Source organism: Herbaspirillum sp. C9C3 (assembly GCF_013359625.1).
GTDB lineage: Bacteria > Pseudomonadota > Gammaproteobacteria > Burkholderiales > Burkholderiaceae_D > Herbaspirillum.
Map to the genome: position 1 here is coordinate 22861 of NZ_JABFMQ010000021.1, position 18843 is coordinate 41703.

16 protein-coding genes are annotated in these 18843 nt (G+C 64.8%); 8 read left to right on the forward strand and 8 right to left on the reverse strand.

From position 1 onward, the window contains the following. Nucleotides 1–16 precede the first annotated feature (16 nt). The 4 genes from HNO82_RS17420 to HNO82_RS17435 form a co-directional block, all read right to left on the reverse strand. Nucleotides 17–1468, reverse strand: a complete 1452-nt coding sequence (locus HNO82_RS17420; RefSeq protein WP_175344568.1) for a TolC family protein — start codon at nt 1466–1468, stop codon at nt 17–19. Then, nucleotides 1458–2801: an HlyD family type I secretion periplasmic adaptor subunit gene (locus HNO82_RS17425; RefSeq protein WP_175344569.1), complete on the reverse strand. Its 1344-nt coding sequence runs from the start codon at nt 2799–2801 to the stop codon at nt 1458–1460. Before HNO82_RS17425 ends, HNO82_RS17420 begins: the two co-directional genes overlap by 11 nt. Next, on the reverse strand, nt 2798–4972 hold the full coding sequence (locus HNO82_RS17430) for a type I secretion system permease/ATPase (protein WP_175344570.1): 2175 nt from the start codon (nt 4970–4972) through the stop codon (nt 2798–2800). Before HNO82_RS17430 ends, HNO82_RS17425 begins: the two co-directional genes overlap by 4 nt. A 79-nt stretch (nt 4973–5051) precedes the next feature. Continuing rightward, nucleotides 5052–8330, reverse strand: a complete 3279-nt coding sequence (locus HNO82_RS17435; RefSeq protein ID WP_175344571.1) for a calcium-binding protein — start codon at nt 8328–8330, stop codon at nt 5052–5054. Between the two features lie 664 nt (nt 8331–8994). Here HNO82_RS17435 and HNO82_RS17440 point away from each other — a divergent pair. The 5 genes from HNO82_RS17440 (at nt 8995) to HNO82_RS17460 (ending at nt 13486) form a co-directional block, all read left to right on the forward strand. Next, nucleotides 8995–10128 (forward strand): MlaE family ABC transporter permease, encoded by a 1134-nt coding sequence (locus HNO82_RS17440; RefSeq protein ID WP_175344572.1) that lies wholly within the window; start codon nt 8995–8997, stop codon nt 10126–10128. Beyond that, nucleotides 10122–10952, forward strand: a complete 831-nt coding sequence (locus tag HNO82_RS17445) for an ABC transporter ATP-binding protein (RefSeq protein ID WP_175344573.1) — start codon at nt 10122–10124, stop codon at nt 10950–10952. Before HNO82_RS17440 ends, HNO82_RS17445 begins: the two co-directional genes overlap by 7 nt. Next, on the forward strand, nt 10952–11869 hold the full coding sequence (locus HNO82_RS17450; RefSeq protein ID WP_175344574.1) for an MlaD family protein: 918 nt from the start codon (nt 10952–10954) through the stop codon (nt 11867–11869). The genes HNO82_RS17445 and HNO82_RS17450 overlap by 1 nt, the downstream gene beginning before the upstream one ends. Further along, nucleotides 11866–12468, forward strand: a complete 603-nt coding sequence (locus tag HNO82_RS17455; RefSeq protein ID WP_175344575.1) for an ABC-type transport auxiliary lipoprotein family protein — start codon at nt 11866–11868, stop codon at nt 12466–12468. Before HNO82_RS17450 ends, HNO82_RS17455 begins: the two co-directional genes overlap by 4 nt. Nucleotides 12469–12568: 100 nt before the next feature. Next, nucleotides 12569–13486 carry a LysR family transcriptional regulator gene (locus HNO82_RS17460; protein ID WP_175344576.1) on the forward strand — a complete coding sequence of 306 codons (918 nt, stop codon included), beginning with the start codon at nt 12569–12571 and terminating at the stop codon, nt 13484–13486. A gap of 16 nt (nt 13487–13502) precedes the next feature. Here HNO82_RS17460 and HNO82_RS17465 read toward each other — a convergent pair whose 3' ends face one another. From HNO82_RS17465 to HNO82_RS17480, 4 genes are all read right to left on the reverse strand, one after another. Then, on the reverse strand, nt 13503–14243 hold the full coding sequence (locus HNO82_RS17465) for an LrgB family protein (RefSeq protein WP_008329790.1): 741 nt from the start codon (nt 14241–14243) through the stop codon (nt 13503–13505). Next, nucleotides 14243–14623, reverse strand: coding sequence for a CidA/LrgA family protein (locus HNO82_RS17470; protein ID WP_175344577.1), 381 nt, complete (start codon nt 14621–14623; stop codon nt 14243–14245). Before HNO82_RS17470 ends, HNO82_RS17465 begins: the two co-directional genes overlap by 1 nt. A 134-nt stretch (nt 14624–14757) precedes the next feature. Then, nucleotides 14758–15564 carry an ABC transporter permease gene (locus HNO82_RS17475; protein WP_175344578.1) on the reverse strand — a complete coding sequence of 269 codons (807 nt, stop codon included), beginning with the start codon at nt 15562–15564 and terminating at the stop codon, nt 14758–14760. Further along, on the reverse strand, nt 15561–16142 hold the full coding sequence (locus HNO82_RS17480) for an ABC transporter ATP-binding protein (RefSeq protein ID WP_175344579.1): 582 nt from the start codon (nt 16140–16142) through the stop codon (nt 15561–15563). Before HNO82_RS17480 ends, HNO82_RS17475 begins: the two co-directional genes overlap by 4 nt. Before the next feature lie 290 nt (nt 16143–16432). On the opposite strand from HNO82_RS17480, the gene HNO82_RS17485 reads away from it, so the two are divergent. From HNO82_RS17485 to HNO82_RS17495, 3 genes are all read left to right on the forward strand, one after another. Next, nucleotides 16433–17005, forward strand: coding sequence for a kinase inhibitor (locus HNO82_RS17485; RefSeq protein ID WP_175344580.1), 573 nt, complete (start codon nt 16433–16435; stop codon nt 17003–17005). 532 nt (nt 17006–17537) lie between these two features. Further along, on the forward strand, nt 17538–17816 hold the full coding sequence (locus HNO82_RS22470) for a helix-turn-helix transcriptional regulator (protein WP_502709279.1): 279 nt from the start codon (nt 17538–17540) through the stop codon (nt 17814–17816). Nucleotides 17817–17948: 132 nt separating this feature from the next. Beyond that, nucleotides 17949–18440 (forward strand): MgtC/SapB family protein, encoded by a 492-nt coding sequence (locus HNO82_RS17495; protein WP_175344582.1) that lies wholly within the window; start codon nt 17949–17951, stop codon nt 18438–18440. The last annotated feature ends 403 nt before the right edge of the window (nt 18441–18843 follow it).

Below are 18843 nucleotides of genomic sequence, written 5' to 3' on the forward strand. Positions count from 1 at the left end.
AGCCGCGCAAGCCGGGTCAGCGGCGCGACGCCGTGGTGAAACTGTTGCGCCCCATTTCGGCGGCATTGGCCAACAGTCGCAGCCGTGCCGAGCGCCAGTCGGACAACGAACGAATGCGCTCCAGCTCGGCCTCGCTGAGTACCGATTGCGCGTTGAGCATTTCCACGATGTCGGCGCTACCTGCATCGTACTTGCGCTGCACCGATTGCAGCGCCCGTTGCGCCGCCTCCAGCAGGCTGCGCGAGGAGGCCAGGCTGCGCAAGGCCGTGGTCGCCTCAGCATAGGTGATGGCGATGTCGCCCAGCACCTGGGCCTGGACGTCGCGCAGCTCGGCTTCGCGCAACTCTACCTGGGCCTGCGCACCGTCGATCTTGTAGTTGCGCGTAAAGCCTTCGAAGATGGGAATATTCAGATTCAGCCCGACCACGGTTTCACGATCACCGCGATTGCCGCCGCCCTGATTGGGTCGACCATTGACGAAGCGGCTGGCACTCAGATCCAGCGTCGGCAAACCCTCCGAGCGCACCACCGTCACTTTCTCACGAGCGGCTTCGACCTGGGCACGCGCCGCCAGGATGGCCGGATGGTATTGCTTGGCCGACTGCAGCCATCCCGGCAGATTCTGCTCCAACCCGAGCGGATCTTCCTCAACCTCGGAAGACAGCGTCAGCGCCGGCGCATCCCCTGCCTCATCCAGCAAGCCCAAGCCCACCGCCAGCGCTACCAGGCTGCGCCTGTGCTGACCGTTGGCGCGCGCCAGTTCCAGTTCTGCCCTGGCGACGTAACTGCGCGCCTGCAGGGTTTCCGGCAAGGCGCCCACGCCGCGCTGCTCGCGCCGGATAGCGGTCTCCAGCACCTGCCGCGCCAGCTGCAGGCCGCGCTCACGCGCCTGTACCACCGCACGGGCGCTGTGGGCGTCGTAGTACAGACCGACCGCCCCGGCCATGGCCTTTTGCAGGGCGGCATCCTGGCTGGCCAAGGCCGCCTGCAATAAGACGTCGGCGGCGCGCTGGTTGGCACTGCGGCCGCCAAAATCCAGCAGACGCCAGGTCAACGTGGCATAGAGCGTGCCGATGGAACGACTGCTGCTGCCCTGATCCGAACTCGTGCTGCCACGATAGCGGCTGGCGCCAGCGCCCAGGGTGGGGAGATAGGCGGCCCGCGCCTCCCCCAGCTGCGCCGCCTGCAGTTTGATGCTGGCCCAACCAGCCTGTATCTGGGGCTGGTGACACAGTGCCAGATCCACGGCATCGGCCAGGGTCAGTACCTTGCCGGGCGCGAAGCTGCTGCTGGTACAGACCATCGGCTGTTCATCACCGGGCAAGGGCTTGCCATGGTCCAGTTCAGGCGGTCGCGCCAGCAGCGGATCGAAACGCCCAGGCTCGCCGCTACGGGCTGGTGACACCGCCAGCAACGCGGCAGCCATACCCAGGGCGGCCATCCGACGGTGCCGATGATCAGCGCTCATGCAGTGCCTCCTTCTGATGACGCAACAAGGGGGAGAAGGCATATTCAATCACCCTGCGGCTACCGGTGCGGATGCCCACATTGACCGCCAGACCCGCTGACAGAGGCAGCCTGCGTCCATCCACGTCCAGGCTGTTCCTGGAGAGGACGATGCGGGCGATATAGATCCATCCCTTCTTCTCATCCTGGATGGCATCGCGCGACACGGATACCACCCTGGCCGGGAGGGTGCCGTACTTGGTGTAGTCGAAAGCATCGACCTTCACCTCCACCTCCTGCCCTACCTCGACGAAGCCCACATCCTTGTTCTCGATCTGGGCCTCGATTTCGATGTCGCCATCCTCCGGCACGATCTGCATGAGCGGCTGGGTGGCCGCAACGACTCCGCCGATGGTGTGCGCGGCGAGCTGCTGCACCGTGCCGCTGACCGGTGCGGTCAGGCGCAGCAGCTTGCTGTGCTCTTCGGCGCGGCGCTGGTCCTGGCGGGCGCTCTCGATGATCTTCTCGGCCTCGATGCGGCTGTCATGCGCCTCCTTCCGGGTCTGTGCCAGCAGGGCAGTCCGCTGATTGCGGGCCTCGGCCAGTTGGCCTTGTACATCCACACGCGCCTGTTCCTTCTCCAGCCAGGCGTGCCTGGAAACACTATGGTCGCTCATCAGATCCCGATAGTCGCTGGCACGCTGACTGGCCAGACGCAGCGCCGCGCCGTAGCGGACGATTTCGTCATCCAGGCGTACCAGGCGGGCGTGAAAGTCCTGGTACTGCCCCTGCAACTGGCGCTGCACGGAATCCCATTGCGCTTGCGTCACGCCGGCCACCTCCTCCAGTTGCGGTGCACGCAGCTGCTGCACTGCCTGCATCATGGCCTGCGCACGTGCCGCCTGCAGGCGCGCCTGGGCCAGCACGTCGGCGGCCTTGTCGCGCTCGCTGTCACTGCTGGTGGCATCCAGTTCCATGAGCACCTCCCCGGCCTGCACGTGCTGGCCCTCGCGCACCAGCAGTGCCCGCACGCTGGCCACCTCGACCGAGGCAATGGTCTTGATCCGGCCGGAGGGAATGACCTTGCCATTGGCGCTGACGACGATATCGATCTGTCCGATCACCGACCACACCAGCGTCAACACGACCATGGCGACCAGCACCCGTGCCGTCCAGCGCAGGCTGGCCGAGTCGGGCGCTTCCTGCAGCGACAGCGCGGCCGGCAGGAACTCCGCTTCCTGCTGCTGGAACAGGCCCGCTGGATGCTGGTGGCGCTCACGCCAGGCGTGCAGGAAGCGACGTACGTAGCGCTGCCACAAGGCCATCCAGGCCTGGGAACGATAATGCAGACTCATGCTGATCCCCCCCGAAGCGGCTTGCCCGCCTGCAACGCGTGCAGGTGCGCATAGATCCCGTTGGCTACCCGCAGCAGTTCTTCGTGGCGGCCACTCTCGACCACATTGCCGCGCTCCATCACCAGGATGCGGTCGGCCTCGCGCACCGCCGAGAGCCGGTGCGCAATGATGAGTACGGTGCGGCCGGCGCAGATCTGGCGCATGTTGTCCTGGATGATCTTTTCGGATTCATAATCCAGCGCGCTGGTGGCTTCGTCGAAGATGAGGATGCCGGGATTGCTGATCAGGGCGCGCGCAATGGCAATACGCTGGCGCTGGCCGCCGGACAGACCTGTTCCCTGCTCACCCACCAGCGTGTCGTAACCCTCGGGCAGCTCGCAGATGAAGTCATGCGCTCCCGCCAGCCGGGCTGCAGCGATCACCTCCTCGATCGGCGCCGAAGGATCGACCAGGGCGATGTTGTCGCGGATGGAGCGCGAAAACAGCGTGTTCTCCTGCAGCACCACGCCGATCTGCTGACGCAGCGAAGCCGTATCGATGATGGCGATATCCTGCCCGTCCACGCTGATGCGCCCGCTCTCGCAGACATAGAGCCGCTGTACCAGCTTGGCCAGGGTACTCTTGCCGGAACCGGAACGGCCGACGATGCCGATGACCTCCCCAGGCCGGATTTCCAGCGACAGGCCACGAATGACTTCCGGTGTCTCGGGACGATAGCGGAAGTTCACGCGGTCGAAGGCGATCGCCCCGTTCACGCGCGGCAAGCGCGTGCGATGGCCGGCGACTTCGCTGCGGGCATCGAGCACGTCGGCCAGGCGGCTCATGGAAATGCCGACCTGCTGGAAGTCGTTCCACAATTGCGCCAGCCGCAGGATGGGCGCGGCCACCTGTCCGGCCAGCATGTTGAAGGCCACCAGCTCGCCGACCGACAAGGCATTGTCGATGACCTGCTGCGCTCCCAACCACATGATGCCCACGCCAACCAGCTTGCTGACCAGGCTCACGCCGCCGCTGGCCAACAGGCTGATGTTGGTGGTGGTCAGGCCGGCAGCCACGTAACCCGCCAGCTGCTGGTCCCACTTGCGCTGCCAGTGCGGCTCCACGGCCATGGCCTTGACGGTATCCATGCCGGTGAGGGTCTCCACCAGGAAGGACTGGTTCTCGGCGCTCTTGTTGAACTTGTCGTTCAGGCGCGCGCGCAGCAGCGGTGTGAAGATCAGCGACAGCAGCAGATACACCGGGATGGAGGCCAGCACGATCAGGCTCAAGGGGACGCTGTACCAAAGCATCACCGCCAGGAAGATGAAGGAAAACACCAGATCCAGCACCAGCGTCATGGCATTGCCGGTGAGGAAGCTGCGGATGTTCTCCAGCTCGCGCACGCGGGCAATCGAATCGCCCGCGCGACGCACCTGGAAGTAAGCCAGCGGCAGGCTCAGCAAATGGGCAAACAGGCGCGCCCCCAACTCCACATCGATCTTGCTGCTGGCCTTGGCGAAGATGGCGGTGCGGATGCCATTGAGCAAGGCCTCGAAAATGGTGGCGGCGACCAAGCCGACTGCAATCACGTTCAAGGTCATCATGGCATGATTGACCAGCACCTTGTCCATCACCACCTGGAAGAACAGCGGCGTGACCAGGCCGATGATCTGCAGCACCAGCGAGATCAGCAAGACCTCGCCCAGCACCTTGCGGTACTTGACCACGGCCGGAATGAACCAGGTGAAGTCGAAGCGCGCCGATTCAGCGGCATAGCTCGCCTTGCTGGTCATGAGGATCACCTGGCCACACCAGAAGGCGGCAAACTCCGCGCGTGACATCACCTGCGGCGCTTGTCCCGGCCGTTGGATCAGCATGCGCGCGGCGGCCACGGGCTGGCTGGGATCGGTTTCGATCTTGGCCAGTACGAAGAAACGGCCGGCATGGTCGATGCCGATGGCCGGCAAGGGGGTGCGCTCCAGGCGCGCGGGATGCTGGCGGATGCAGCGTGCCTTCATGCCCAGCATGCGCGCACCCAGGAGGATGTTCTGCACACCGAAGGGCTGACGGCCGAAGCGGTGCTGCAATTGTTGCGCATCGGCAGCGATGCCATGCAGCCTGGCCAGCAGGATCAGGCACAGCAGGCCGCTGTCCGTGCCGGCCTGGCCGGGGTCGTTATCACTCTGGTTCATAGAATTCCCGAAGATGGCGAGACGGCTGTCGTCGTGATCGAAGGCGCGAAGGCACTGCCGTGCCCGTCCACATGCCCGTTCAGTGGTTGACTGTCAGCAGGACCTTGCCCGTCGCGCTGGACTGGCCACTGCTCCATTCGGCCTGCAAGGGCGGCGGCGGTGCGAAGCTGGCCATGGCCTGCACCAGTTGGGCCACATCGGTGTCGTAGAGCGTATAACCGTCCGCAGTGCAGATGCGCTCGATGTGATGATCGGTACCGCTCTTGCCGCCCACGTACCAGTCCTTGATGGTGACGCCGTCCTTGCTGCCCAGCACATCGATCTGCAGATCCTGGCCGGCCTGGCTGAACCAGAGGTCGGTCTGGTTGATGCCCTTGAACTGCAGCACGTCCTGGTTGCCGCTTGTGGCATCGCTGTCGATGATCTGGTCGCGACCATCGCCACGGGCAAAGACATAGGTATCGTTGCCGGCGCCGCCGATGAGGATATCGTCGCCCCGTCCACCGGTGAGGATGTTGCTGCCGCGGTTACCCGTGATCACGTTGTCCAGCGCATTGCCGGTGGCATCGATGTTCTCGTTGCGGACCTTGATGGGATCAAGCGTATAGACCATGTTGGCGCCGTATGCGTCGGCCACATTGCGCATGTCGTCGGCCGACAGGTAGCGGTTGGCATCACTGGCCTGGCCGCGTCCGGAGTCGGCGATATAGAAGCCGAGCACGTTGCCGCTGTCGGCATCGCAAGCCACGCCGGTGACCGTCACCACATGGTTGAGAACACCGCCCTGGATATAGTCAGGATCGCCCCACAGCTTGCCGGCATTGACGGCGATCAGGACGCCACGGCCATCCTTGAGCAGGCTGGCCAGCCTGGCCTGGTCATACCCGTTGCTGTAATCCGCCTGCAGGCCGAAGCTCTTGAGCAGGTTCACCTGATCGTACTGATTGCAGCCCCCGCGCGAAGCGTCGCTGCTGCCCTGCGTACGGCACCAGCCATTGGCGATGGCGCGCTTGACCACATCGGCCTCGGTCTCCTGCAGGCCGGACATGATGCAGATGTTGGCCACGCTGGTCTCACCGCAAGTGCCCTTGTAGCCGGGCACTTCGTCGCCCTGCGAATAGTCCAGGTCGTAATTGCGCGGAAAGCCATACACCAGCACGGCCTTGCCGTTGATGGTCTCGGCTTGTGCGCTGGTGCTGTCCATCAGGCTCAGGTTTTCCAGGTTGTTGCCCAGGGTATGGCTGATCTTGGCGCGGACGGTATCGATCCCTTCGCCGGCCATCTCCACCACCTTGTCGCCGATGTTGTCGACCACATAGGTGTCGTTGCCCTGGCCGCCGATGAGGGTGTCGGCCCCCTGGCCACCGTCGAGCAGGTTGTCAGCGCTGTTGCCGGTGATCAGGTTGTCAAGGGTGTTGCCAGTGCCATTGAAGCTGCCACCTTCGGCCAGGTGCAGATCCTCCACCTTGGCCGTGAGCGCGTAGTCGCAGGAGGCGATGACGGTATCGTGGCCTTCGTTGGCATCCTCGGCCACGGTGTCGCCGCCGCAATCGACCACATAGGTATCGTCCCCCTTGCCGCCTTCCATGTAGTCGTTGCCCGCACCGCCGTCGAGCAAGTCGTTGCCCACGCCGGCATACAGGGTGTCATTGCCGGTGCCGCCATAAAGCAGGTCATTGCCACCGATGTCATTGGTGACTGCGGCGTAGGCGCGCATGTAGTCACCATAGAGCACATCATCGCCGTCGCCGCCTTGGAGGACATCGTTGCCGGCACCGCCAAAAATGCGGTCGTTGCCCTCGTCACCATAGAGCTTGTCATCACCGTCATCCCCGTAAAGACTGTCGTCACCGATCCCGCCCCACAGCTGGTCATTGCCGAGGCCGCCCGAGATGCTGTCGTTGCCCGCACCGCCCGCGACCTGGTCGTCATCGGTCTGTCCGGCCTGCAAGCCCTTGATGCCGAAAAAGTTCAGGTCATTGCCATACAATTCGTCATCGCCGTCGCCACCCCAGATGCGGTCATTGCCCAGACCACCAAAAACACGGTCGGCACCGGCGCCGCCTGAAAGCAGATCATTACCGTCATCGCCGACCAACTGGTCGTTGCCGTTTTCGCCATAGAGCTGGTCGTCACCCTCCTTCCCCCACAAGAGATCCTTGCCATCGCCGCCCCAGAGAGTGTCATCGAGCTTGCTGCCATTGATCATGTCGTCACCGCCACCACCGGCCAACTGTCTGAAGGGCCCGGCCTGAACGTTGACGTTGTAGTTGCCAGTGCCGAGGTTGGGATCGAGCAGGTCCTTGCCGTCGGTACCGATCAGGTAGCCGGGGCTGCTGTTGAGCGCCTTGATCTGGTCCGGTCCGAAGTTCACCGTGCGGCCATTGTCGAGCTTGAAGGCACTGTCATCGTCACGCAGGTCGCGGAAATGGCTGTCGGGGACCGGTGGCTCCGCAGGTGCCTCCACATAGACCGCAGCGGGCGGCGCCACGTAGGCGCTTGGTGCGGGCGCTGCCGGCGGTGAGGCCACCGGCGGCAGCGCGGACACAGGTAGCGCCGCCACTGCGGGAGAGCTGGCGGGTACCGCAGGCGAGACGCGCGGTGCCGGAACCGGGACAGGGATACATACCGGAGGCGGAACGAGCGAGGAGATCGGCACGGGTACGCAATCGGAAATCAGGATCACATCCGGCGGAAAAGCATCCGCCAAAGGTACCAGGTCGGTCGTCCAGCAAGGCGGCTGGACCGGCGCATTGCAAGGCGGGACCTGCGCTGGCACGGTCTGGATGACCGGGCAGACCGTGGGAGCTGCAGCGGGGACCGGCAACGCGGATCCGGGTACCAGCGCCGACGGAGCCGGAGCCGGAGCCGGAGCCGGAGCCAGCGCTGGCGCTGGCGCTGCCGGAGCCGCCGACAAGCCCGGCATGACCTCGCCCGACGCCACCGGAAGCTTGTCCGAGGCGGGGCCAACGGTGCGTCCCTTGAGCAGATCGGCCTGCGCCAGCTCGGACGAGCCAGTCTCGCGCCAGGCCGGCAAGCCTGCACCCGCAGTCCCCGAGATGCTCGGCGCTGCCATCTCCTGCGCCTGCACCGCCCTGGCGCGTGCGGCCCGTTCACGCCGGCTTGTGCGGGCTGTCTGCGCCGCCGTGGTCGAACCGGGAAGCGAATGAGTCTCGGCAGCCGGGTCCATCGCAAAGACCGAGACGGGCGTGATACCCTCCTCGGCTACTCGCGGTGCGTGGGCAAAGCTGGCGGTCCTGGTGATGACGGCAGAGGTCGACTTGAGTGGACGCGGGGCCGTGGTCGGCAGCGCGGAAGCCAATGCCAAAAGGCGATTGGGGACAATGGTGATGGTCATGGTGTTTTCCCTGAGCAGTGTGAATCGATGGCAATGACACGCATCGAGCTTGTTGTCGGACCAAGGTCGCACTGTGCGGATGGCATTGCTGACATCCCGGCGCCTCTAGCCTCATCTCGAATTTGTTCGTGTCAAAACTCGTAAAACTTCTTCCCGCTGCCATTCAACCCAAGCTTGCCGCTGCCGACAATCGCACCATGGTGCCGAGATGCTGCGTCCTGACAGGCCCGCCACACCGCCGCATTTGGGCCAGATGAAAACTTGTTCATCCTCGCCCTAGACGGGCAAGTCGAACCAAAATAATTTATATGAATAAGCCTGCGAAAATCGCAAGCGAAGAAATCTTCCTCCTTTTCTGGCTGAAATGAAAAAGATGCAACGCCGGGCGAGGCGTAGCGTGCGCCCGCCCGGCACCGGACTCAGAACCTGTGCCGCAAACCGATGCGCACGACGTTCTGGCCGCTGTCGTCAGCCGGGGCCGATGGATAGGCCACGCCCCCGACAATTACCTCTTGGGATAGTGTGCCGCCGTACCGCCCGACCGCTGGCGCGAAGCCTCCCTGCATGCCATACTTGCCGCAGCCTGCTGACGCTTTTTGCACATGGGCCGGCAAGTTCGCTACACTGCCCCCTTCCCACTCCCTGCCCGCTGGCACGACCTGATTTGAATACTGCCGCCACCTTCCGCCTCGAACCGTCCAGCCCGCCCGTGCTGCACGTGGAAGGCGACTGGACCTTGCGCAACTACCGCGCCCTGTCGCGCCAGATTGCGCAGCAGCGGCCAGCCATGAACGAGGAAACGGAATTGACGTTTTCTGCACTGACCGCCTTCGATACCGTCGGTGCCAAGCTGCTGGTGGATCTGCTGGGCGTCCCGGGCGCCCTGCGCCAGACCGGCGAGCACAGCACCCTGCCGCGTGCCTGGCGCGGTCTGCTGGCTGCCGTGGCCGAGGCCCGCGCCATCGCCATGCCCAAGGCCGCCCCGCCGCCGCAGGCGTGGATTACCGACATGCTGGAACGCGTGGGCATGGCCACCCTCAATCTGCGCAGCTGTACACGCGACCTGCTGGGTTTTACAGGACTGTGCCTGCAAACGCTGGCCGCCTCGTTCTGGCGACCCTCGCGCTGGCGCTTTACCGGCGTGGTGGCCCAGGTCGAACAGACCGGGCTGGATGCCGTACCCATCGTGTCCCTGCTGACCTTCATGGTGGGCGCCGTGGTCGCCTTCCTCGGCGCCACCGTGCTGGCCGATTTCGGCGCCAGTCTCTATACGGTGGACCTGGTGGCCTTTTCCTTCCTGCGCGAATTCGCCGTGCTGCTGACCGCCATCCTCATGGCCGGACGTACTGCCAGTTCCTTTACGGCGCAGATCGGCTCGATGAAGGCCAACGAGGAAATCGACGCCATCCGCGCACTGGGCCTGGATCCGGTCAATCTGCTGGTGCTGCCGCGCATCATCGCCCTGTTGATTTCCATGCCCCTGCTGACCTTCATCGCGATGATGTCCGGCCTCTTGGGCGGAGCCATGGTCTGTGCACTGTCGCTGGACATCAGCCCGACCATGTTCCTCTCGCTGCTGCAGCAGGATGTGGGCATCCGTCATTTCCTGCTGGGCATGGTCAAGGCGCCGCTGTTTGCCTTCGTGATCGCCATCATCGGTTGCAATGAAGGTTTCAAGGTCAGCGGCAGCGCCCAGTCGGTGGGCCAGCACACCACCTCCAGCGTGGTGCAGTCGATCTTCGTGGTGATCCTGCTGGATGCGCTGGCAGCCCTGTTCTTCATGGAGATGGGATGGTGAATCGTGTTCACGACGAGAGCGCCGTGGAGTCCATCATCGACGTGCGCGGCCTGCGCAACCAGTTCGGTACCCAGGTGGTGCACGACCAGCTGGACCTGCAGGTGCGGCGCGGTGAAATCCTCGGCGTGGTCGGCGGATCCGGCACCGGCAAGTCGGTTCTGCTACGCAGCATCGTCGGACTGCAAGCGCCCGCAGCAGGCCAGATCAGGGTGTTCGGGCAAGACCTGGCGGCCCTCTCCAACGAGGCACGGTCGCAGTACGAGCGGCGCTTCGGGGTGCTGTTCCAGCAGGGTGCACTGTTCTCTTCGTTGACGGTGCTGGAAAACATCGCCCTGCCCCTGACCGAATACGGCGGGCTCGATGCCGACGAGGCGCGCGGCGTCTCGGCCATGAAGCTGGCCCTGGCGGGACTCCCCATCGCCGCTGGCGACAAGTATCCGGCCGCGCTCTCGGGCGGCATGATCAAGCGCGCCGCGCTGGCCCGGGCGCTGGCGCTGGACCCGGACATCCTGTTCCTGGACGAACCCACGGCCGGCCTGGACCCCATCAGCGCAGCCGCCTTTGACCGCCTGATCCTGACCCTGCGCGATGCGCTGGGACTGACCGTGTTCCTGGTCACCCATGACCTGGACACCCTCTACGCCATCTGTGACCGCGTTGCCGTCCTCTCGGCCAAGCGCGTGCTGGTGGCCGACCGCATCGAGGCCGTGGCGGCCTTCGATGATCCGTGGATACAGCAATACTTCCAGGGCCCGCGCGGACGGGCCGCCAGCCAGGCCGCGCTGCGTGCGGCGGCCACCCCAACGCATCAAGGAAACGCCTAATGGAAACGCGTGCCCATCATGTCCTCATCGGACTGTTCACCATCCTGGTCGCCCTGGCGGCGCTGCTGTTCTGCCTGTGGCTGACCAAGGCCGGACAGGATCGCGATGTCGACTACTACACGGTCATCTTCAACGAAGCCGTCAGCGGTCTCTCGCGCGGCAGCCCGGTGCAGTACAGCGGCATCAAGGTGGGCGACGTGGTCGGCCTGAGCCTGGACCCCGCCGATCCGCGCAAGGTACGCGCCCGCATCCGCGTCACCGGCAAGGCTCCCATCAAGGAAGACACCGGCGCCAAGCTGGCCCTGGCCGGCATCACCGGCACCGCGCTGATCCAGTTGACCAATGGCTCGCCAGCCAGTCCGCGACTGGAATCCAAGGATGGCAATGACCCCATCATCATCGCCTCGCCCTCGCCGCTGTCGTCTCTGCTCTCCAACGGCGAAGACCTGCTCTCCAACGTCAATGAAGTGCTGCTCAACGCCAAGCAGTTCCTGGCCCCGGAAAATGCGCGGCGCCTGAACCAGACCCTGGCCCATCTGGAACAGTTGACCGACACCCTGGCCTCCCAGCGCGGCAATGTCGGCACGGCCATGCAGGAACTGGCGGCCGCTGCGCGCCAGGCCAACCTGGCCATGCAGTCCGCCAACCAGTTGCTGGCCACGCGCGGCAACGACGCCATGGGCAACCTGCAGCAAGCCATGCGTTCGCTGGCCGCCAGCAGCCAGCAGATCGAGAAGCTGATCCAGCAGAACCAGGCGGCCCTCAACAACGGCGCCCAGGGGGTGGCCGAGATCGGCCCGGCCATCACCGAACTGCGCAGCACGCTGGCCTCCGTGCGGACCATCAGCCGCAAGCTGGAAAGCAATCCCGGCGCCTATCTGCTGGGCCAAGACAATCTCCAGGAATTCCAACCATGATGACCCCGCTCCTGCGCACCGCCCTGGTGGCCGCCAGCCTGGCCCTGACGGCGTGTTCCATCCTTCCCAAGGCCGATCCGCTGGCGGTCTATCGCCTGCCGCCGCTGGCCTCCGGCGCCACCCCGGCCAGCGGCACTGCGTATCGCGCGCTGCGTATCGCCACGCCTGCGGCCAGTCGCAGCATCGACAGTGAACGCATCCTGGTGCTGCCTGAGGGCGACGTGATCAAGTCCTATGCGGGAGTACGCTGGAGTGATCCGGCACCGCAGCTGTTGCGTGACCGCCTGCTGGATGCCTTCCAGGCCGACGGGCGCTTCCCGCGCCTGTCCGGCGACAATGCCAACATTGCTGCCGAGGTCGAACTCGATGGCGCACTGACGGCCTTCCAGACCGAGTATCGCCATGGTACGCCCAGCGTGGTGATCGTCTACGACGCCCGCCTGGTGGACGCCGCCACGCGCCAGCAACTGGCGGCGCGACGCTTTGCGGTAGTGGAAGCGGTGGCTGGCAGCAAGGTACCGGAAGTGGTCAGCGCCTTTGGCAGCGCCTCGGCGCGGCTGGCTGGCGAGGTCGTGGCCTGGGCGGCCACGGTGCGATGAAGGTATTGCGCCAGCGCGCCATTATCCAAACGTAGCATGGGCAAATCTGTTTGCCTGTGGCAGTCTGGCCGGTATTTTTCTTGCGGATCGGAAGGCAGCCATGGACAAGTTGCAAGCGATGGAAACCTTTGTGGCCGTGGTCGAGAGCGGCAGCTTCGTGGCCGCGGTAGATGTCACGGGCCTCTCCAAACCGGCGGTCTCGCGCCAAGTGTCGGAACTGGAACAGTTTCTCGGCATCCGCCTGCTTCATCGCACCACGCGACGGCTTTCGCTGACCGATGAAGGCCGCGTCTACTTCACTCGCTGCAAGGAATTGCTGGAATCGATTCAGGATGTGGAGAGCGAAGTCGGGCTCAATTCCGACCAGGCCTGTGGACGGCTGCGCATCGGCGCGCCGCAGGATTTTGGGGTGGAACAGCTGGCACCGCTGTGGGGCAGGTTCACCGAGAGCAATCCCCTGATCACGCTCAACATCACCCTGTCGGATCGCACCATCGATCTGCTGGAAGAGGGATTCGACATGGTCATCCGCATCAGCGCCCTGGGTGACAGCCGCATGGTCGCGCGCCCGCTGGCGCCGGTGCGCATGATCGCCTGCGCCTCACCGGGCTTCCTGCAACGGCACGGCACACCGCAGACTCCGGCCGAGCTGCGTGACTTCCCTTTCATCTCCTACAGCTACCGCAATGGCGGCGACGAGTGGCATTTCAGGCATGAGCACGGCGACACCTGCCAGGTACGCGTGCGCTCCACCGTCTACGTCAACAACGGTGCCACCTGCCGTGCCATGGCCGTGGCCGGCCAGGGCATTGCGATTCAGCCAGACTTCATCGTCAATGCTGCCATCCGCTCCGGAGAACTGGTGGAGCTGTTCGAGGGCTGGAGCACCGGTGAGCAACTGGTGGTGCATACGCTTTATCCCACCCGCACTCATCTGCCGCCCAAGGTGCAGCGCATGCGTGACTTCCTGGTGGAACAATTCAAGGTACCGCCGTGGTGCCCCCGACCTGCGGCGTAAATCATTTATTTCATTTTCAATGCGCAGTCCAGCGCAGGAACAAGGGCATCAGCACCGGCACCAGCACGGCGGTGAAGACGCCATTGAGCCCCATCCCCAGTCCGGCGAATGCGCCCATTTCGGCACTGACCTGCAAGGCACGCGCGGTACCGATGCCATGCGAGGCCACGCCCAGGGCGAAGCCGCGCACGGGGTGGCTGTCGATGCGCAGGAAGTTGAGCACGTAGCGCGCCAGCACTGCGCCCAGGATACCGGTACAGATGACCAGCACGGCGGTCAGTGAAGGCAGGCCGCCGAAGCGTTCCGAGATGGCCATGGCAATCGGTGTGGTGGCGGACTTGGGGGCCATGGAAATGACGATGTCACGCGAAGCCCCCATCGCATAGGCAATGCCGACTGCCGAGACCACGGCGGTCACCGACCCTGCCGCCAGTCCCAGCAAGAGCGGCAGCACCGCGCGGCGGAAATTGTGCCACTGCTTGTAGAGCGGCATGGCCAGCGCCACGGTGGCCGGGCCGAGCATGAAGTGGACGAATTGCGCGCCCTCGAAGTAGGTCTTGTAGGGTGTATGCGTGAGGGTGAGGATGCTGACCACGATGGCAATGGCGATCAACACCGGATTGGCCAGCGGGTTGTAGCCCAGGCGGCGGTAAACCCACAACGCGAACAGATAGGCCACCAGCGTGGTGGTCAACCCCAGCAGCGGCGAAGCCGCGAGATAGACCCAGACATCGGTCAGGCGAGCCAGGCCGTGCATCAGTTTTCCTCCTCATCGCCGGTTGCCTGCCGCGCGCTGGAGAAGCGCTTCATCGCGGCGTTGGTCACCAGCGCACCGACGGCGATGGCCAATACCGTACTCACCACCAGCGCCACCACGATGGCCGGCAGATCGCCCTTGAGCTGACCGGCGGCGGCAATCACGCCGACCCCGGCGGGTACGAACAGCAGCGACAGATGCTGCAGGATGCCCCAGGAAGTGGGCTCCATCAGCTGCGCCAGACGCGGCGAAGAGAGAAAGGCGATCAGCAGCAGGAGCATGCCGATCACCGGACCGGGAATGGGCAGGCCCAGCAATTGCGCGGCGCCTTCGCCCAGGCATTGGAAGACCAGCAGGATGGCTAGGGGGGTGAGGTTCATGATGACTCGCTGAGAGTATGGAGGCGAGATCATTATAAAAGCTCGACTGCAAATGCTGGCCAAGCAGCAGAGCCAGAGGCCTTCACCGTCCCTCCGATCAGCAACCGTGCTCAACAATGATCAAGCAACTATTGCTATGTCCGAGTCTGATCCCGCAACCGATCCAACCGCAACCGCTGCCGCCCATCCGTCAATCGCCACATGGCCAGCGTCGCCGCACCAAAGGCAGCCAACCCACTGGCCCCGGCCAGGATGAACATCAACAGGATCTGATATTTGGCGGCCGACAAGGCATCCATGCCGGCCAGCACCTGGCCGGTCATGATGCCCGGCAGGGTGATGATGCCCGCCGCCGACATCTGGTTGATGACCGGCAGCAAGCCGCTGCGGATGGCCGCCATGCGCGGCGCACGCAAGGCTTGCTGGCGGGTCTGGCCCAGCGCCAGGCGGGCTTCGATGATGGCCGTCGACTGGCGTGCCCCGGTGAGGAAGGCGTCCAGCGCGATGCTGGCCGAATTGAGGACGCTGCCCAGCACAATCCCCATCAGCGGAATGGCATAGCGCGGGTCGTACCAGGGATCAGGACGCAGCGCCGTGGACAAGGCCAATCCCACCGTCAGCAGGGAGGCCGTGCCCACCACGACGGCGCTGATGCGCAGTCCGGCGCTACCCGCCAGCGGCGTACGCGGACGGCTGGCGACTTCGCGTGCGGCGGCGGCGATCATCAGCAGCACCGCCACCGTCGTCAGCCAGGGCGATTGATGGCCGAGAATCCAGCGCAGCACCAGCCCCACCAGCAGCAGTTGCGCCACCATGCGCAGCGCCGCTACCAGCAGTGGACGGTGAATCCGCAAACCCAGCGCCAGCGACGCAATGGCGTTGACCAGCACCAGGATGGCCGACAAGGCCAGGTCGCCAGAGGACAATTCCAGGACGCTCATGCGCGCTCCCGCTTCATCACGCGCAGCACACCGCTGGCCAGACGCTGCGCCTGCTCTTGCGCATGCGTCACCAGCAGCAGCGCCATGCCCTGCTGCATGGCCTCCCGCAAGACGGCTTCCACCCGGGCCACGTTATCGGCATCGAGCGCACTGGTCGGTTCATCCAGCATGAGCACGGCGGGCCGCTGCAGCAAAGACCGGATCAGCGCGGCACGCTGGCGCTCACCGGTCGACAATTGCGTCAGATCGGCTTCGAGGCGACTGGCAGGCAAGTCCAGGCGCATCGCCAGCGTACAGGCGGCCTCGCGTTGCTGCGGCTGTAGATGCGCCATGACGCTGCTGTCCCACCACGCCGCCTCAGCCGCCTGATACAGCACCTGGCGCCGCCATTGGGGGGCCGGCATGGCACTGCGCGACCGGCCCTCCAGCCAGGCTTCGCCCTGCCCTTCGTCAAGATCGGCGATCAGGCGCAGCAGGCGCGTCTTGCCGGCGCCGGATGCGCCTTCCACCGCCAGGCACTGGCCGGCCTGCACCGAAAAACTGAGCGGTGCCACAACGGCCGAACCAAGGTCTTGCACGCGCAGGCGCGGCACCGCGTGGTCCGACGCGCAAACCGCTGCGCCAGCAGAAGAACACGAAACGGAACGGACAGCAGCCATGACAAAGAAAAAGGAAAAGGAAAAGGAAGGAAAACCGGAGAGCCTGACCTTCCGAAGGCAGACCATCCACGCCAGTGTGACACAAGCCCGCCCGGTCTCGCTATCGGGTGCATTGACGCTTTCTGCACCGAGGCTGACGTTTTCTGCACCATGTATCTGTCATCGGCCTTCTACCATGGGCGCTCCTCAACCTTCACTGGAGCGCTTTCATGTCCTTTCTCCGCAATTGCGTGGCCGCAGCGGCCCTGACGTTTTCTGCACTGTCGGCCCAGGCCGCCGATTTCACGGTCAGCAGCACCGACATCAAGGACGGCCAGATGCTGTCGATCTCGCAAGTCTTCAACGGCTTCGGCTGCATGGGCGCGAACCGCTCGCCGCAGTTGTCGTGGTCGGGCGCGCCGGCCGGCACCAAGAGTTTTGCCGTGACCGTCTATGACCCGGATGCGCCCACCGGCAGCGGCTGGTGGCACTGGACCGTGTTCAACCTGCCGGCCTCCACCACCAGCCTGCCGGGCGGTATCGATGCCCAAGGTCGTGGCCTGCCCGCAGGGGCCATGCAGGGTCGCACCGATTTCGGCAGCAGCGGCTTCGGCGGCGCCTGCCCGCCGCAAGGCGACAAGCCGCATCGCTATCAATTCGTCATTTGGGCACTCAATACCGAAAAATTGCCACTGGATGCGCAAGCCAGCGGTGCTATGCTCGGCTTCTTCCTCAATGCCTCCGCCCTCGGCCAGGCCCGGCTGACCGCCTACTACGGACGTGACCTCCCGCATGCAAAGTGACATTGCCATCCTGCCCTTCACCCATGGTCCCCGCCCAGCGTTGACGCGCATCCGCGCCCGTCATGAACAGCAGTTGCGCCAGGTCTTCATCGGCCTGGCCAGCATCTGCCACGTGCGCCAGGGCAAGAAGCGGCTGCAGTGGGGCCACCGCCATCTGGTGTGCGCACAAGATGTACTGGTGCTCATCGCTGCCGGCACCCGGGTCAATGTCGCCAACCTGCCCAAGGGCGGCGAGTATGCTGCGGACATGATCTCGCTGCCGCCGGCACTGATCGAGCGCTTCCGTCTGCACTATCCCGGCCAGGGCGTGCAGGCGCGCGATGTCAGCGCCGTCAGCAGCGTAGCGCAGGATGCCGACATCCTGCGCGCCTGGCGTCATCTGCAGGACTGCATCCGCGACGACGCCGCGAGCGAGCTGCAATGCCAGGCAGCCGAGGGTCTGTTGCTGGCTCTGAGCCTGCGCGGCGCCATCGGCGGCCTGCTGCGTGAGCGCGGCGACGCCATCAGCCACCATATCGAACAGGTCCTGCTGATGCTGCCTCCCGAGCAGCGCAGCCTGGAGCGCGTGGCCGAGGCGTTTTACTGCAGCGTGTCGACCCTGCGACGGCGTCTGGCACGGGAGCAAACCGGCTTTCGGGAACTGCTGGACAAGGTGCAACTGGGACTGGCGCTGGACCAGTTGCAGGCCTCCTCCTTACCCATCGCCGATATCGCCTCGGCATGCGGCTACGACTCGCCGTCGCGCTTCGCGATGCGCTTTCGGCAGCACTACGGACTCAGTCCCAGCGAATTGCGTCAGACCCTGCCCTGAATACGTCCCCGCGTCCGGTGGACCACGCGATGGAGACTGCATCCGATCGCGTGTATCCGACCTGCAGGCCACGCCAGAATGGGGCTCGCCGAAGGTTACAATGTCGCCTTCGCCCACTGCACACGCCTACTCATGACCGATCACCTGGAAATCTTTTACCGACTGCTCTTCGCCATGCTCATCGGTTGCGTCATCGGCATCGACCGCAACCTGCGCGGCAAGCCCACCGGCATGAAGACCCTGGGGCTGGTATCGCTGGGCTCGGCACTGGTGACGATGGCCGCCATGAATTTTGCGCTGGAGGCCACGGCCGAGAACCGCGATGCCATCAGTCGAACCATCCAGGGCGTGATCACCGGGATCGGCTTCCTCGGTGCCGGGGTCATCATCCATGAGCAGCGCAGCGAAAAGGTGCGCGGACTGACCACGGCGGCCTCGATCTGGGTCACGGCGGCGGTGGGCATCGTCTGCGGGGCCGGCTGGTGGCGCGTGGCACTCATGGCTACCGGCCTGATCCTGGCCCTGTTCGTGGTGGGCCGCCCGCTGGAACACTTCCTGCACCGCCAATGGCTGCGCAAGAGCGATGTCGAGCGCGCCGACATCAGCGCCCGCGAAGAAGACTGAGACCGCATCACGCCTGCAAACCCATTGTCATCCGCCCTTGAAGCGCCACATGGCCCTGCGGCAAGACCACCCCTCCATTCCTGCACTGCCCCTGCCCATTTCCAGCTCGCACTGCCACGATGCACTGCACCACGAACGCGCAGGCCGCACCTGAATACATCATGCAATGATATATATCGGTGATGCTGGCTTCGCCCAATGTCGCGCTTCGACCCCACCCTTCCTCCCGCAAACCCTCTCGCGACGGCCCTCTCGGTCCAATCCCGCCGGCTGGCACGACCTTTGCTCAATGATCATCGGGATCAAGGACGATCCCCCAATCTGATGCCGATCTAACGATGGATCTGCAATGCACACGGACAATGGCGTCCGCTTGAAACGAGGCAAGGCCTCGGTTTTGAGC

Excerpts from the sequence above, each read along its gene's own strand:
- HNO82_RS17420 (WP_175344568.1), bottom strand. The coding sequence starts at position 1,468 with ATGAGCGCTGATCATCGGCACCGTCGGATGGCCGCCCTGGGTATGGCT.
- HNO82_RS17425 (WP_175344569.1), bottom strand. The coding sequence starts at position 2,801 with ATGAGTCTGCATTATCGTTCCCAGGCCTGGATGGCCTTGTGGCAGCGC.
- HNO82_RS17430 (WP_175344570.1), bottom strand. The coding sequence starts at position 4,972 with ATGAACCAGAGTGATAACGACCCCGGCCAGGCCGGCACGGACAGCGGC.
- HNO82_RS17435 (WP_175344571.1), bottom strand. The coding sequence starts at position 8,330 with ATGACCATCACCATTGTCCCCAATCGCCTTTTGGCATTGGCTTCCGCG.
- HNO82_RS17445 (WP_175344573.1), top strand. The coding sequence starts at position 10,122 with ATGGTGAATCGTGTTCACGACGAGAGCGCCGTGGAGTCCATCATCGAC.
- HNO82_RS17450 (WP_175344574.1), top strand. The coding sequence starts at position 10,952 with ATGGAAACGCGTGCCCATCATGTCCTCATCGGACTGTTCACCATCCTG.
- HNO82_RS17455 (WP_175344575.1), top strand. The coding sequence starts at position 11,866 with ATGATGACCCCGCTCCTGCGCACCGCCCTGGTGGCCGCCAGCCTGGCC.
- HNO82_RS17460 (WP_175344576.1), top strand. The coding sequence starts at position 12,569 with ATGGACAAGTTGCAAGCGATGGAAACCTTTGTGGCCGTGGTCGAGAGC.
- HNO82_RS17465 (WP_008329790.1), bottom strand. The coding sequence starts at position 14,243 with ATGCACGGCCTGGCTCGCCTGACCGATGTCTGGGTCTATCTCGCGGCT.
- HNO82_RS17470 (WP_175344577.1), bottom strand. The coding sequence starts at position 14,623 with ATGAACCTCACCCCCCTAGCCATCCTGCTGGTCTTCCAATGCCTGGGC.
- HNO82_RS17475 (WP_175344578.1), bottom strand. The coding sequence starts at position 15,564 with ATGAGCGTCCTGGAATTGTCCTCTGGCGACCTGGCCTTGTCGGCCATC.
- HNO82_RS17485 (WP_175344580.1), top strand. The coding sequence starts at position 16,433 with ATGTCCTTTCTCCGCAATTGCGTGGCCGCAGCGGCCCTGACGTTTTCT.
- HNO82_RS22470 (WP_502709279.1), top strand. The coding sequence starts at position 17,538 with ATGCTGCCTCCCGAGCAGCGCAGCCTGGAGCGCGTGGCCGAGGCGTTT.
- HNO82_RS17495 (WP_175344582.1), top strand. The coding sequence starts at position 17,949 with ATGACCGATCACCTGGAAATCTTTTACCGACTGCTCTTCGCCATGCTC.